Annotated in this window: 13 protein-coding genes; 8 read left to right on the top strand and 5 right to left on the bottom strand. The window is 50.8% G+C overall.

Annotated elements, in window-relative coordinates:
* The first annotated feature begins 283 nt into the window (after positions 1-283).
* A complete protein-coding gene (trpD, locus tag ACN4EK_RS18620; RefSeq protein ID WP_431659617.1) occupies positions 284-1,378 on the top strand; it encodes an anthranilate phosphoribosyltransferase in 1,095 nt (364 codons plus the stop codon).
* Here trpD and ACN4EK_RS18615 read toward each other — a convergent pair.
* On the bottom strand, positions 1,375-2,232 hold the full coding sequence (locus tag ACN4EK_RS18615) for a retropepsin-like aspartic protease family protein (protein ID WP_431659616.1): 858 nt from the start codon (positions 2,230-2,232) through the stop codon (positions 1,375-1,377). The two genes, trpD and ACN4EK_RS18615, sit on opposite strands and share 4 nt — an antisense overlap.
* A gap of 200 nt (positions 2,233-2,432) precedes the next feature.
* On the opposite strand from ACN4EK_RS18615, the gene carA reads away from it, so the two are divergent.
* The 4 genes from carA (at position 2,433) to ACN4EK_RS18595 (ending at position 5,835) form a co-directional block, all read left to right on the top strand.
* On the top strand, positions 2,433-3,590 hold the full coding sequence (gene carA / locus ACN4EK_RS18610; protein WP_431659614.1) for a glutamine-hydrolyzing carbamoyl-phosphate synthase small subunit: 1,158 nt from the start codon (positions 2,433-2,435) through the stop codon (positions 3,588-3,590).
* Between the two features lie 154 nt (positions 3,591-3,744).
* Positions 3,745-4,116 (top strand): STAS domain-containing protein, encoded by a 372-nt coding sequence (locus tag ACN4EK_RS18605; protein WP_431659618.1) that lies wholly within the window; start codon positions 3,745-3,747, stop codon positions 4,114-4,116.
* Positions 4,117-4,244: 128 nt separating this feature from the next.
* Complete coding sequence (locus ACN4EK_RS18600; protein WP_431659613.1) at positions 4,245-4,538, top strand: 4a-hydroxytetrahydrobiopterin dehydratase; 294 nt, start codon at positions 4,245-4,247, stop codon at positions 4,536-4,538.
* A 67-nt stretch (positions 4,539-4,605) separates the two neighbouring features.
* The gene (locus tag ACN4EK_RS18595) at positions 4,606-5,835 is read left to right on the top strand and encodes a DUF790 family protein (protein ID WP_431659612.1); all 1,230 of its coding nucleotides are present in this window, start codon (positions 4,606-4,608) and stop codon (positions 5,833-5,835) included.
* Between the two features lie 61 nt (positions 5,836-5,896).
* On the opposite strand, the gene ACN4EK_RS18590 is transcribed toward ACN4EK_RS18595, so the two are convergent.
* The 3 genes from ACN4EK_RS18590 to ACN4EK_RS18580 all read right to left on the bottom strand — a co-directional run bounded on the left by ACN4EK_RS18590 (position 5,897) and on the right by ACN4EK_RS18580 (position 8,607).
* Positions 5,897-7,003 carry a helix-turn-helix domain-containing protein gene (locus ACN4EK_RS18590; protein ID WP_431659610.1) on the bottom strand — a complete coding sequence of 369 codons (1,107 nt, stop codon included), beginning with the start codon at positions 7,001-7,003 and terminating at the stop codon, positions 5,897-5,899.
* A 277-nt stretch (positions 7,004-7,280) separates the two neighbouring features.
* Positions 7,281-7,394: a photosystem II protein Y gene (locus ACN4EK_RS18585; RefSeq protein ID WP_431659608.1), complete on the bottom strand. Its 114-nt coding sequence runs from the start codon at positions 7,392-7,394 to the stop codon at positions 7,281-7,283.
* A gap of 160 nt (positions 7,395-7,554) precedes the next feature.
* Positions 7,555-8,607, bottom strand: coding sequence for an adenosine deaminase (locus ACN4EK_RS18580; RefSeq protein WP_431659607.1), 1,053 nt, complete (start codon positions 8,605-8,607; stop codon positions 7,555-7,557).
* Between the two features lie 585 nt (positions 8,608-9,192).
* On the opposite strand from ACN4EK_RS18580, the gene ACN4EK_RS18575 reads away from it, so the two are divergent.
* The 3 genes from ACN4EK_RS18575 (at position 9,193) to ACN4EK_RS18565 (ending at position 12,347) form a co-directional block, all read left to right on the top strand.
* The gene (locus ACN4EK_RS18575; RefSeq protein WP_431659606.1) at positions 9,193-10,188 is read left to right on the top strand and encodes an aldo/keto reductase; all 996 of its coding nucleotides are present in this window, start codon (positions 9,193-9,195) and stop codon (positions 10,186-10,188) included.
* A gap of 129 nt (positions 10,189-10,317) precedes the next feature.
* Entirely contained in the window at positions 10,318-11,676 is a 1,359-nt protein-coding gene (locus tag ACN4EK_RS18570) for an adenylosuccinate synthase (protein WP_431659605.1), read from the top strand.
* A gap of 83 nt (positions 11,677-11,759) precedes the next feature.
* On the top strand, positions 11,760-12,347 hold the full coding sequence (locus ACN4EK_RS18565) for a 50S ribosomal protein L25/general stress protein Ctc (RefSeq protein ID WP_431659603.1): 588 nt from the start codon (positions 11,760-11,762) through the stop codon (positions 12,345-12,347).
* Between the two features lie 100 nt (positions 12,348-12,447).
* Here ACN4EK_RS18565 and ACN4EK_RS18560 read toward each other — a convergent pair whose 3' ends face one another.
* Positions 12,448-13,170, bottom strand: coding sequence for a carbonic anhydrase (locus ACN4EK_RS18560; protein WP_431659602.1), 723 nt, complete (start codon positions 13,168-13,170; stop codon positions 12,448-12,450).
* Positions 13,171-13,223: the final 53 nt, after the last annotated feature.

Genomic DNA, 13,223 nt, shown 5'->3' with positions numbered 1-13,223 from the left:
AGATGTGTATAAGAGACAGATAGGGAGGAGGGGGGAGATAGGGGTTGGTTGTGGTTGGCTTCTAGATGGGGAGTGTCCCAGGTTTGCAGGAGTTGGCGATCGGCAAACTGTGCCCAGTGTAGGCGGGAATTACCAATCATGAGGGCGAGCCAGGGTGAAGCGGTCATGAGTGAGAGAATCAGCGTTTCAGAATGATGCGTAAGTGCTGTATAGTACGCTGTTAACTGTTAGCTATCAATGGTTAGTTTTCACCGTTAGTCTTTTACCGACAGTAGGCGATCCTGTGCAAAGTCTCACCAATCCCCATCCCCCTACCACTCCTCCCAATACTGACGATTCAGCGATTTGGTCAGAGCTATTACAACAATTGCTCGATCGCCAATCTCTCACCTCGGAACAAGCCGCTCACCTCATGCAGGGTTGGTTAGCAGAGAGCATTCCTGAGGTACTCTCGGGTGCGATTCTGGCTGCAATTCAGGCAAAAGGGGTTTCAGCCTCAGAACTGGCAGGCATGGCACAGGTTTTGCAAGCTCAGGCAGTGGCGACTCCAGCCGTTGATCAACTGGCAGGGCAACCCTTGATTGATACCTGTGGAACTGGGGGAGATGGCGCAGGCACCTTTAACATTTCCACCGCAGTTGCCTTTGTGGCGGCAGCGGCAGGGGTGCGAGTGGCAAAACATGGCAACCGATCGGCCTCTAGTCGGGTGGGTTCCGCCGATGTTTTAGAGGCGTTGGGCATTAATTTAAATGCGTCACCCGAAAAAATTCAGGCCGCAGTACAGGAAGTTGGGATTACTTTTTTGTTTGCTCCCGGTTGGCATCCGGCGATGAAAAGTGTGGCTCCCCTCCGCCGCACCTTGAAAATACGCACCATATTTAATCTGTTGGGGCCCTTAGTGAATCCGCTCCGTCCCACGGGGCAGGTGATTGGGGTATTTGATAGTGGATTGATTGCCACGATCGCCCAAGCCCTGCAACAGTTAGGCACTCGCCGCGCGATCGTCTTGCATGGACGAGAGCGTCTGGATGAAGCTGGGTTAGGTGACCTGACGGATCTGGCGGTATTGGCAGATCAACAGGTGCATGTCACCAGCTTAAATCCGGCAGATTTGGGTATTACCCTGGCACCACTTAGTGCGATCGCGGGGGGCGATGTGCAGCAAAACGCAGACATGCTCAAAGCTGTTTTACAGGGAGGGGGGACTCCGGCTCAACGGGATGTTGTGGCGTTAAATGCGGCATTGGCGTTACAGGTCGGAGAGGCGATCGCTGCCTCGGATAGCGCGTACCAAAGTGGCTTTGCGATCGCCAGGGAGATCCTCAGTAGTGGAGCGGCCTGGTCAAAGCTAGAGCAGCTCGTTAAGTTTCTCAGTTAACGCTTTCTAAATTCCACCACATCTTCTTTCACCGTGATATCAAAATCACCGAAGAAGTCATGACCCAACAGCCCAAAATTGCCGAGGGTGGAGTTGATTGAGACAACCACGTCCTTAATGGTCGCTCCACCTACATTAATCGAATCAATATAGCCCAAGGGCACTTCAGCCACCCCATTGGCAGTGCTGAACTTCGCCGAACCAACTACTTTTACCCCTAGTTCGGCGGCCATCACATCGGTAATGACTGTAGCGCTGGCACCAGTATCCACAATCATTTCATAGGTTTTCGAGCCATTGAAGGTCACATCAACCACAGGAGTACCGCCTGCCCGCCGTTTAATCGGCACTTGAAAAACTCGTCCGGCTCCTGCCGTAGGAGCATTGCGAACTTCCATATTGGGCAAGCCAGGATTGAAGGCAACTGTTCCTGAACCAGCCTTTGCCGCTTGCTGTTTGGCGTACTGTAAATTCCGTTGATACTCCATTAATTTGGTCTTTGCCATCGCCCGATAGGGACTCGACGGTGGCACTGCTTTAATTAAATCAACGGCTTGCTGCCAGCGATCGACCACCAAAGTCCAATCATCCTGGGATTGAGCCGCTTGACTGATATTGACTGCACTCTCTGCTTTATTCAGCGCCCTGCGATATGGATCTTCCTTGGCAGGTGCGGTCGCGATCGGAGAGGGCGAGGGGCTGGCAACTACCGGAAATGGCGAAGCCGCAACAACGGATTGAGCAGCAGTGGTTGAGGTCGATGGGGAATTGGATTGGCTACAGGCGATCGTGCCAACAAACAGCGTCCCAGACAAAAACAGCAGAGCAATGCCAGAGTGAGGCGGCTTAAGCATAGAGCAATGAGGAGGAACGGACAAACGGGGAGTAGTCTAGAGATCACATCAGATGCTTTTCTTAGGATTCCGCACTGCCAGTGTCCAGTAACTGAATGTGAGGAAAATTTCATCAACTATTGCAAAAGGTTTACGTCTGACGCTTTGCGGGTAATTCTGCATGGCATAATCGATGGGTTTGTGTCTTGACAAAGGTGGCTATGGCTCTCTCTAATGCTCAACCAGCACTTCTCGTGTTGGCAGATGGTAGTTCCTATCAGGGCTGGTCGTTTGGGGCGACGGGAACCGCCCTGGGTGAAGTGGTGTTCAATACGGGGATGACGGGCTATCAGGAAGTGTTGACCGATCCCAGCTACCGGGGGCAGATCGTTACCTTCACCTACCCAGAGTTGGGTAATACCGGGGTCAATCCAGACGACGAGGAATCAAGCCAACCCCAAATTAAAGGCGCGATCGCCCGCAACATTTGTCCCCAGCCGAGTAACTGGCGATCGACCCAATCTCTCCCCGATTACTTAAAACACCATAACATCCTAGCCATTTACGGAATTGACACCCGCGCCTTAACCCGGAAACTGCGATCGGTGGGTGCCATGAATGGTGCCATTTCCACCGAAATTCTCGATCCAATGGAACTGTTACTGAAAGTACAACAGGCTCCCAGCATGGCAGGGCTCAACCTGGTGCGCGAAGTCACCACGTCCACCGTGTATGAATGGTCGGACACCACTGATCCCCACTGGCAATATGGTTCAGCCGTGGCTACTGCCGATAGTGAGCCATTCACCGTGGTCGCGATCGATTTCGGCATCAAACGCAATATCCTCCGGCGACTTGCGAGCTATGGGTGCCGCGTGATTGTTGTCCCCGCCAATACTCCTGCTGAGGAGATCTTGAAATACAACCCAGATGGCATTTTCCTATCGAATGGGCCGGGGGATCCCTCTACGGTAGAGGAAGGCATTACGACTGCAAAAGCACTCCTGGCAGCCCAAAAGCCCATGTTTGGCATTTGTATGGGGCATCAAATCCTCGGCTTGTCCCTGGGGGGAGAAACCTTCAAGCTGAAATTTGGGCATCGGGGACTCAATCAACCCTGTGGCCTGAGCCAGCAAGTAGAAATCACCAGCCAGAACCACGGATTTGCGATTACGGCTGAGTCCTTAGCCAACACTGATGTCGAAATTACTCACCTGAACCTAAACGATCGTACCGTCGCTGGACTGCGGCACAAATCGCTGCCCTTGTTCTCTGTTCAGTATCACCCTGAAGCCAGCCCCGGGCCCCATGATGCCGACTATTTGTTTGAGCAATTCATTCAAGCCATGCACCAACATCGCCAAACTCAGACAAACTAAGGTATAACTTCAAGGTTTCCACATTTTCCCACTATTCGTTATGATATTGGAGCTTCAACCTTGACACTTTGGAGTTGCTCTAAAGTGGAAAATGCACCCATGAGGGTGTATACTGAAGCGTCGAATTTGAGGACTACGAATCTAGGAGGGTTCTATTCCTGAGCCACTAACCCTGACTGTCAGCTTAAGAGGCACGCGAGAAGTTAGGGATAACTACCAGTTATTTCGCCTCACAGGTCTATTGGATGCCTTCTCAGAGCCTACCTTTCGGAAGGTACTGACCAAATGTGTTGAAGAAGGTCCTAAGCACATCATTCTGGATCTGTCCAAAATTGATTTTGTGGACAGTTCCGGCTTAGGAGCATTAGTGCAATTGGTCAAAAAAGCTCAATCCTTTGAGGGCACCCTACAAATTGTCACGAATCCTCGTGTCACCCAAACGGTTAAGCTGGTTCGCTTAGAGCAGTTTCTTTCTCTGCAAACCTCAGTTGAAACCGCGATCGAAAACGTTAAACCCAGTAGTTAAACCCAGATCGTTCCCAGGTTGTTGAAACTGTTGGCGGTAGGAGGCCATTGGCAATCTGTCTGGGCAACAGCAGGTTGGCTTTGGGTCATCTCAAACCGCCGGTTTATTTAGCTTGATGAGATGAGATGATGAGTGCCCCCATTCTGACTGCTGATCAACTCAGTGCAGCTTTAAGCCAATTACCCGGTTGGAGTATCAAAGATGGCAAGCTCCATCGACAATTTCAATTTGGCTCGTTTGTGGAAGCCTTTGGGTTTATGTCTAGTGTGGCATTGGTTGCAGAGGCAATGGGACATCACCCAGAGTGGTTTAATGTCTACAATCGGGTGACGATCGACCTCACCACCCACGACTCCGGCGGGATCACGGCGAAAGATATTGACCTGGCAACCAAAGCCAATGAGTTAGCTAAATTATCCTGAGGCGATCGAGATCACCCCGATCGGCTACCAATGGACTTATTGATCACTGATTCGTGTTTTCTGCCCCATGTTACCCAGTGATCTGCTGATGCATCGCTATAGTGGTGAAACCGTGATTCCCAAACGGTTAAGCCTGAATCAGGAGAACCTGGCGATCGCGACAGAATTAATTACCCTATATCAGGAAGCCAAAGGCGGCACTCGGGGAGAACTCAACCGCCAACTGCAAGAACTGGAAGGCGAAAGTACCGACTATCGGATTAAGCGAGGGCTGGCGCATCTCCTGAGTAGCGATACCTTTAGCAAGTTTGAAACGATCAGTCCCCTCGATCCACCCATGCTGCGGCAACGGGTGTTTGCCCTGTCCGCTCAAACGGCTCCCCACCCCCAGGCAACCCAAACGACACTACAGACCTTAGCCGATCGCCTGACGGCAGAACTGGGGCATGAAGTATTGCCGACTCAAATTCAAGCCGGACTGTATGCTGATTTATCAGATAATCAAATTCTGACCGAGTTTGATGCCCCCACCCCAGAAGCCCTACTCCACCGCTACAACCTGTCTCAGGTACAAGGGGTGTTTTACCGCGCCAGCCAGGTCGTTTTGAATGCCCACCGCAACGATCCAGGCGAGTACAAACTGTTATTCCGGTATCTCAAGCTATTTGGGCTGATGACCTACATCGAAGGGGATGCGGATCATGGGTTTACACTGACGATCGATGGTCCGACGAGCCTGTTTAAACCCAACACCCACTATGGGCTCAAACTGGCGATGATGCTGCCTGCTCTGCTGCATGTGACTAAGTGGAGTTTAGCGGCTACCTTACAGATGAAGGATAGTTACTCCGGGACAGTGCGATCGGGGCGCTTTACACTGGAATCTGACAATGGGCTGGTGAGCCATTATCCCCCTGGCAAAACCTACGACAGCATGTTAGAAGCGGGATTTGTGGAACGGTGGGCAAAGGCAAAAACCGAGTGGAAGTTGGAACGAGAGGTGGATCTGATTCCGATTCCGGGCAGTGTGATGATTCCCGATTTCCGGCTGGTTCATCCCGATGGTCGGACACTATTGTTGGAAATTGTTGGTTACTGGCGACCCGAATACCTGAAGAAAAAGTTTTCCCAAGTCCGGCAGTCAGGGCGCGATGATTTGGTACTGGCAATTTCCGAGCGGCTGAATCTGGATCATGCCGGGATCAAAGTTGATCAAACCCCAGCGACGATCGTCTGGTTTAAAGACCAACTTGCTCCTAAAGCCGTTCTCGCTGCGATCGATGCGATTGGACTTTAGACTAAATACAATTTTCCACTATATGTAAGGGCGAACGGCCGTTCGCCCCTTCAGAGGTAATTTACCGATTCGCCCATTGCCGTTTTGTTGGCTTCGCTTCCGGCGGCGATACTGGTGCCGGTACAGTAGATTGCTCCTTAGCACCGATCTTAGTACTGAGGTTGGGTTGAGCAGAAGCCTCTTCCTCAGGAATGAACGGTGCTGAGGTAGGAGAAGAGTTGGTTGGTAGAGTTTGCCGAGACACCCAGGCTAAGCCAGCCGCCATGACAGCCGCATAGCCCAAGAATAAATACGCGGATGGCATTTTCGACTTGACTCGCGGTTTATACCAGCTTGGAATCGCGGCTTTCGCTGGATCAAGATGGGGAATCGATTCTGCCCATGCCATCCCATCCATCCCTAAAGCATCGCCTAACCGGCGAATAAACCCTCGGATATAAATATCCTCTGGCAGGCGATCGATTTGTCCGGTTTCCAAGGCTTCTAGTTGATGCATGGGAATCAGGGTCTTGCAGTGAAGCTCATACAGAGACATGCTTCTAGCCTGCCGGAGCTGCCGAATTTCCTCACCCAATTCCTGTAATCGCGTTTCTCGCGCTTGTAATAGAGCTTGAGCCGCCTGTTCTGCTTTACTTAATCGTTTGGTGGGTTTAGTGGGTTTGGTCGTAGTCGTGCCCTGCGCCACATTCCCATGAGGGGAGTTTGCCAAACAAGCCTGGGGGACTGATTCTAACGCTAGTGATGCCTCTAAGTGCATAGCAGAGAGCGACGACTCATGGGTAGATTCGGTCATGAGCAAACTTTCAGGATGGGGATTTTGGGGGGGTGGGGGGGGAGGCACGATCGCAGGAGTCGCATTGAAGTGAGCCACTGCCGCTAGATTCATAGCAGGTTGTTGCTCAGGCTGCACATCGATCGCGTCTTTGCGACGAATTAATTTACGAAACACTAAGCGAATCGCTTCCCGACCGACCGATCGCACCATCAGTTGTACTTGCTTACTTAATTCACTAGGCATGGTTTCCAACTCTGCCATCACCCGTTCATAGGGTTCACTGCGACAGAGTTCGGTTTCAATTTGCCTGAAGATGCCACGTAATGCGTCTACAGAAACCTCGATCGCTCCATCGGGAACACCTAGAACATAAACGGAGTCCTGCGTTACCATGCTCACCTCCATGCATCCAACAATGTCATCGACGGCTGACAATTCTTCTAGTAATAAATTGTGAAGAGATTGTATAGTCGCCTCTGTCACCTGAATTCACAAAGCTGAGCGTTGCTCCGGATCATTCTGAGAAATCGGCGGAATTGATGCAAATATTCACGCTTATCCGCATCACTACCTCACCTAGTATGTCGAAGTAGAAATATTCCTTAAATAAAAAGCGATCGCCGTTTAGTAACAGCGATCGCCCTTGATCAATGGGTACGTCAGCAAGAACTTACTTAGAGATAAAGTCTTGACCTTGCTTCAGCGCTTGTTGTCCGATATTTTTTGCCACCCAACCCAATGCCAATGCCAAGGGCAAAACCACAATCAGTAACCGCCAGTCCATATCGAGTACCTCTCACTTGATTAATAAAGATTCTTGAATGGCTCTCATATTTAATTTTTATCGTATGTGAGCCAGTTTTCCTAGTCCCTCGCCTAAAAGATTAGGGAGATCGGCAAGATAGGGCAGGAATCAGTTTCCCTATCCTCTCACTCTGACTGGATTAGAGTCGCAGCAAGTCGCGATCGGACTCTACAGCCGCCGTCGGTTGCAACAAGCCATTCAGCAACGAAGCGGGACGCTGACGATAAGGCCAGGCAAAGGCATGGCGGAAAGCCGCATCTTGACACGCCTGCAATTCCTTAAAGCCAATGATATCGTAAGTTAACAGATTCTCATACTCAAACGGCAAGCGCACGTTATGGAGTCCCGCATTATCGGTACAGATGGCAATATCCACTCCAGCTTCAAAGCAGCGATCAAAGACGGTCTTTAGTTGGGTAATCTCGTCCAGAGTTCCAGTTTTCAGATAGGTAGTGGGACAAACTTCTAAACATTGCTGTTGGTCTGCTACCTGCTGGAGCAGATGGGGGTAGCGCAATGGAATCTGAATCCCATGCCCAATCCGCATCAAGTAGGGTAGCAATTCTGCATAGCAGCCCTCACGGGTTTCATACAAATGTCCGGTAGTATTGAGTCCGAGCGATCGCGCGTAGGCATACAACTCCACAAACTCAGATAACCGTTCGCCGTAGTGGTTATCGCCTCCAGCCACATCGATCCCACATACATAATCTCGATTCTGGGCAGCCAGATCGACGATCGCCCGATTCACCTCATAGGGCAGACGAGAGTGCATACATAAAATCTGACTGGTGACGATCGGGTACTCATTCAGACGACTGGCTTTGCCGACGACCTCAACGATTTCTGCCATGCGATCGATGCGCTGGGTCTGAGGTAAATGCTCTGGAGTCCGCAGATAGGGGGTATAGCGCAATTCCAAGTAGGCGAGATTCTCGAAAATGTAGGCTCCTCGCATCAACCGATAGATGAAATACGGCAGGGCTTCCGCCGTTTGCACCCCTTCTACCAGCGTATGGAGTTCCAAATACTCATCCAATGTATTACGCGGACGGGTGTAAAAATCCTCAAACTCGGCATAGTCGGGAAACCGCGCGATCAGATCAGCATCATGTCGTTGCAGGTAGCGCCACAATACCCTGGGAACAACAGAACCACCTAAATGACGGTGCAATTCAGCATAAAGAGCCACAACAACCTCTGGAAATCAAAATAAAGGGTTTACAGGGATAAGAAGCATCAACCGTTCGCTTATTGCTAGGCGAACATTCATCCTGGTCAGCAGGATTACCGCTGGCATCACTGACTGAGCCGATGGCAATGGATGATCAGGAAGTTTCTATAGGAAGACCCCTCAACAACCCATCAGGATTGCGATCGCTAGAGCCAGTGAATCGATCTTGAGAACAGCTAAATGGTTGATTGCTAATCGAGCAATGAATGAACCAAGAAGAACCAGAGCAACTAAGCTAAATTTGCCTTTTCGTTAACCAAACCGACTGGCATGATTCAATTCATCCATAGTGATAGAGATGGGCTAGATAGGCATCGCCACCACCGATTAACAGACGGGAAGACACTTGGCATCCGTCCTATTGATTAAAATGACTTCTCTTCATCATAAATAACGTTTCCCTGATCTGGCTGCATAGAGGCAAAATTCCATCGCCAGGTTGATCGCCTCAAGTATTTGGGAGAAAATTGGTCGTCCCAGGCAATCATCACTGACTGGATGCAACAGGTCAAACGGGCATGATTCAAATCAGGAGTTGACGCGATGGAATATCGTACCTTGGGTTGTACTGGTCTGAAGGTGTCTGCGATCGGAGTAGGTACCTGGCAACTGAGCGGTCCCCTCAGTCTAGATGGGCAGGCGGACGGCTATGCCGATGTCGGGCGAGAATCAGCCATCCGATTAATTCATGCTTGCGAGGAGTTTGGCATTAACTATATTGATTCGGCAGAATTGTATGGGGCAGGGGAGGGAGAACGCCGCACCGGAGCCGCATTACAGGGACGGCGCGATCGCTGGGTGATCAGTACAAAATTCGGTTATCGCCAGGGTGACCAGGGTGAACGAATTACCGATTGTCGTCCCAATACCATTCGCACCAGTTTAGAGGGCAGCTTACAACGTCTACAAACGGACTATATTGATATCTACCTCTACCACACCCCACCCGAAACCGCCTGGATCGCTGAAGGCAAAGCAGTTTTAGACACTTTAAAGCAGGAAGGGAAAATTCGAGCCTATGGCATCTCAACTGATCGTCCGGCTGACCTGATGCACCTCGTCCACCAAGAGGCGGCGGAGGTGGTGATGTTTGCCCGATCGCTCCTGTTAGAACCCGTCAGTATGCTGAAGTATGTGCAAGCCCACAATCTAGGGACGATCGTCCGAGGTGCTTTCGCGAATGGGTTACTGTCTGGTAAGTACTTTCGGCAACGTCCGCAATTATCCGATCAAGATATCCGTAGCCATTGGCTAAATACCGTCAACACGGAACGCTACCAGATCTACGAACAATTTGTGCCACCGGGCTATCCGATGAGTGCCCTTGCCCTCCGCTACCTGTTAGACTTTGAGACTACTCATACGATCGTGCTGGGCAGCAAAACCATTGCCGAATACCAGGATGCCCTGAAAGCATTGGAGTTACCGCCTCTAGATGCCAGTACCCACACCACCTTGACAAAAATTCAGCAACAGTTCGCCAATCCCTCCTTCAAACAACGGGTGGTCAATAAACTGAAAACCTTCCTGGGACGGTGAACGTCGCGATCGTCCCTCCCTGGCTGACGTTGAGCCGCATCGAGCGAATTTATCATGGAACGGTTGACATCATGCACAAATGCTCCTGATAATGGATGTTTGTGCAAACTCTAGCGCTTATAAAAAACCTTGGCTAACGTCGTTGTGATTGGTGCCCAATGGGGCGATGAAGGGAAAGGAAAGATAACAGATTTGCTCAGCAAATCAGCGGATGTCGTGGTTCGCTACCAGGGAGGGGTGAACGCTGGACATACCGTTGTCGTAAAGGATCAAACCTTTAAGCTGCACTTGATTCCATCGGGGATTTTGTATCCCGATACAGAATGCATCATTGGGTGCGGCACAGTGATTGATCCGAATGTGCTGATTGGCGAACTCGATCAACTGGAACAGTTGGGCATTTCGACCGCAAATCTCTTGATTTCTGAAACCGCTCATGTCACCATGCCGTACCATCGCCTGATTGACCAGGCTTCGGAGGAACGGCGCGGCGATCACAAAATTGGCACGACCGGGCGGGGGATTGGACCGACCTATGCCGATAAATCAGAGCGTACTGGCATCCGGATGATTGATCTGATGGATCCGGACTTGCTACGCAAAAAATTGCGCTGGACGGTCGAGTACAAAAATGTCATTCTCGAAAAGCTCTATAATCTGCCGCCCCTTGATCCGCAGACAATTATTGATGAGTATCTCGTGTATGCCGATCGCCTGCGTCCCCATGTGATCGATAGTTCCCTGCGGATCTACGATGCCATCCAGCGCAAACGGAATATTCTGTTTGAAGGGGCACAGGGTACGCTCCTGGATCTCGATCACGGCACTTATCCCTATGTCACCTCATCAAATCCGGTAGCCGGGGGAGCCTGTGTGGGAACTGGCGTGGGGCCTACCATGATCGATCGCGTGATTGGGGTTGCTAAAGCCTATACCACGCGGGTAGGAGAAGGTCCGTTCCCCACCGAATTGCATGGCACAATGGGAGAGTTGCTGTGCGATCGTGGTGCCGAGTTTGGGACAACCACCGGACGGAAGCGGCGGTGTGGCTGGTTTGATGCGGTGATCGGTCGCTATGCGGTGCGGATTAATGGGTTAGATTGTCTCGCCATCACTAAGTTAGATGTGCTAGACGAACTCGATGAAATTAAAGTCTGTGTCGCTTACGAGATTGACGGTGAACATTGTCGAGATTTTCCGAGCAACTCCCGCCAATTTGCCCATTGCCAGCCCGTCTACAGAACCGTTCCGGGTTGGAAGCAGTCCACAGCAGATTGCCGGACGCTGGAGGATTTGCCCAGCCAAGCTCTGGACTACCTGAAGCTGTTGGCAGAGTTGATGGAAGTGCCGATCGCGATCGTCTCTTTGGGCGCTAGTCGTGATCAAACCATCATCGTGGAAGATCCGATTCACGGTCCGAAACGCGCTTTGCTGTATACCAATGGCACCACCCCGGCAACGGCTCACAGCCAAACGTTAGAAGTTTAGACGTTAAAAGCCAACCATCAAACGATCGTTTGATCGGTGGTGTTGACTGTCTGATTGATCCTTTATCCTTCGCCCTGAGCATTATGGAACTTACGATCGAATGTCAATCTCGTCCCGCAGGCAGCAAACCCAATGCCTTGCGTCGTTCTGGTTTAACACCTGCCGTGTTATATGGTCACAATGGCACTGAGTCTCTGGAACTGGCAGTCAATACCAAGACCGCGGAACACCTGATTCGTAGCGCCGCTGTCAACAGCAGTTTGATTGATGTGACCATTCCTGACCTGTCCTGGAATGGTAAAGCGTTGTTGCGGGAAGTCCAGGCTCATCCCTGGAAAAAATCACTGTATCATCTCAGTTTCTTTGCCATTGGTAGTCATGCCAGCCTGGAAGTTGATATTCCCCTGCGGTTAGTCGGAGAGCCAAAAGGCGTAAGATTATCGGGTGGAACACTGGATCAAGTCCTGACTTCCCTCCGGGTTCGTTGCGCTCCTGATAGCATTCCCGATACGATCGATATTGATGTATCTGATCTGGATGTCGGTGGCGGTCTGCATGTGAACGAATTAAACCTGCCCTCCGGAGTCGTAGCAACGGGTGAACCCGATCGGATCGTGGCGAGCGTCTTAGCAGGTCGTGGCGGCGGTGAAGCTGCCAGCGAATCCGAGTAAGTAAATTAGATTGCAAAGAGCCAGGGTTTATACCAGTAAATCCCTGGCTTTTAGCTTGAAATGGGGACTGACGGCATTAGCCAATCTGGGAACAACCTGGTCACTCCACTGCGAGAGACGTTGAAACCGTATGCGGATCGAGATGATAGTTAGCAGAGTCATCGTCAACATCTAACTCATCCAGTTTAGGCTCAGTGAAGCGGCTAGCAGGGTCGGCTCGGACAGTGCAGCGTTCTGCGCTATAAACAATGATGCCACCGGTTTCAATCTTATAGACCCAGGCATGGATATTCAGTTGCCCCCGATAGAGTCTGGCGTGAACGGCAGGATAGGTGCGTAGATTTTCAAGCTGGATCAACACATGTTCTTCGATCGCGGCATTTAACAAAGCTTCCCCTTCTAATGCCTGATAGTTTTCTAACACCACCCGACGGGTAGACTCAGCATACCGTAACCAGGCATGAACGGACGGTAATTGATCCGACAGTCGATTCCCCTTCAGCAACCCACTAATTGCCCCGCAATGGGAATGCCCACAGACGACAATTTCCTGAATTCCCAGCACATCGATCGCGTATTCGATCGCGGCAGCTTCGGCGTTGGCGTGGGCACCAAAGGGCGGCACAATATTACCGACATTCCGGATAATAAACAGTTCCCCCGGTTCGGTTTGGGTAATCAGATTCGGATCAATCCGGGAGTCACAACAGGTAATAAACAGAATTCTAGGATGCTGCCCCTGAGATAGTTGCTCAAAAAACTCTCGGTGACTACTGAAGTAGTTCATCTGAAATTGATGAACCCCTTTAAGAAGCTTTCGCATAGAAACGGCAGGTCGCTCTGCAATAAAATTCTATGCTAAGCATATATAATTAT

It is taken from the genome of Pantanalinema rosaneae CENA516 (genome assembly GCF_050753385.1).
GTDB classification, from domain to species: domain Bacteria; phylum Cyanobacteriota; class Cyanobacteriia; order Leptolyngbyales; family Leptolyngbyaceae; genus Pantanalinema; species Pantanalinema rosaneae.
The sequence above is the reverse complement of the archived record's forward strand: the minus strand, read 5'-3'. Positions and strand labels throughout refer to the sequence as shown.

What these genes read in the sequence shown, in the direction of transcription:
- ACN4EK_RS18560 (WP_431659602.1), bottom strand. Translation starts at nt 13,170, where the DNA reads ATGCGAAAGCTTCTTAAAGGGGTTCATCAATTTCAGATGAACTACTTC.
- ACN4EK_RS18565 (WP_431659603.1), top strand. Translation starts at nt 11,760, where the DNA reads ATGGAACTTACGATCGAATGTCAATCTCGTCCCGCAGGCAGCAAACCC.
- ACN4EK_RS18615 (WP_431659616.1), bottom strand. Translation starts at nt 2,232, where the DNA reads ATGCTTAAGCCGCCTCACTCTGGCATTGCTCTGCTGTTTTTGTCTGGG.
- ACN4EK_RS18575 (WP_431659606.1), top strand. Translation starts at nt 9,193, where the DNA reads ATGGAATATCGTACCTTGGGTTGTACTGGTCTGAAGGTGTCTGCGATC.
- ACN4EK_RS18585 (WP_431659608.1), bottom strand. Translation starts at nt 7,394, where the DNA reads ATGGACTGGCGGTTACTGATTGTGGTTTTGCCCTTGGCATTGGCATTG.
- ACN4EK_RS18590 (WP_431659610.1), bottom strand. Translation starts at nt 7,003, where the DNA reads ATGGTAACGCAGGACTCCGTTTATGTTCTAGGTGTTCCCGATGGAGCG.
- carA (WP_431659614.1), top strand. Translation starts at nt 2,433, where the DNA reads ATGGCTCTCTCTAATGCTCAACCAGCACTTCTCGTGTTGGCAGATGGT.
- ACN4EK_RS18595 (WP_431659612.1), top strand. Translation starts at nt 4,606, where the DNA reads ATGTTACCCAGTGATCTGCTGATGCATCGCTATAGTGGTGAAACCGTG.
- ACN4EK_RS18600 (WP_431659613.1), top strand. Translation starts at nt 4,245, where the DNA reads ATGAGTGCCCCCATTCTGACTGCTGATCAACTCAGTGCAGCTTTAAGC.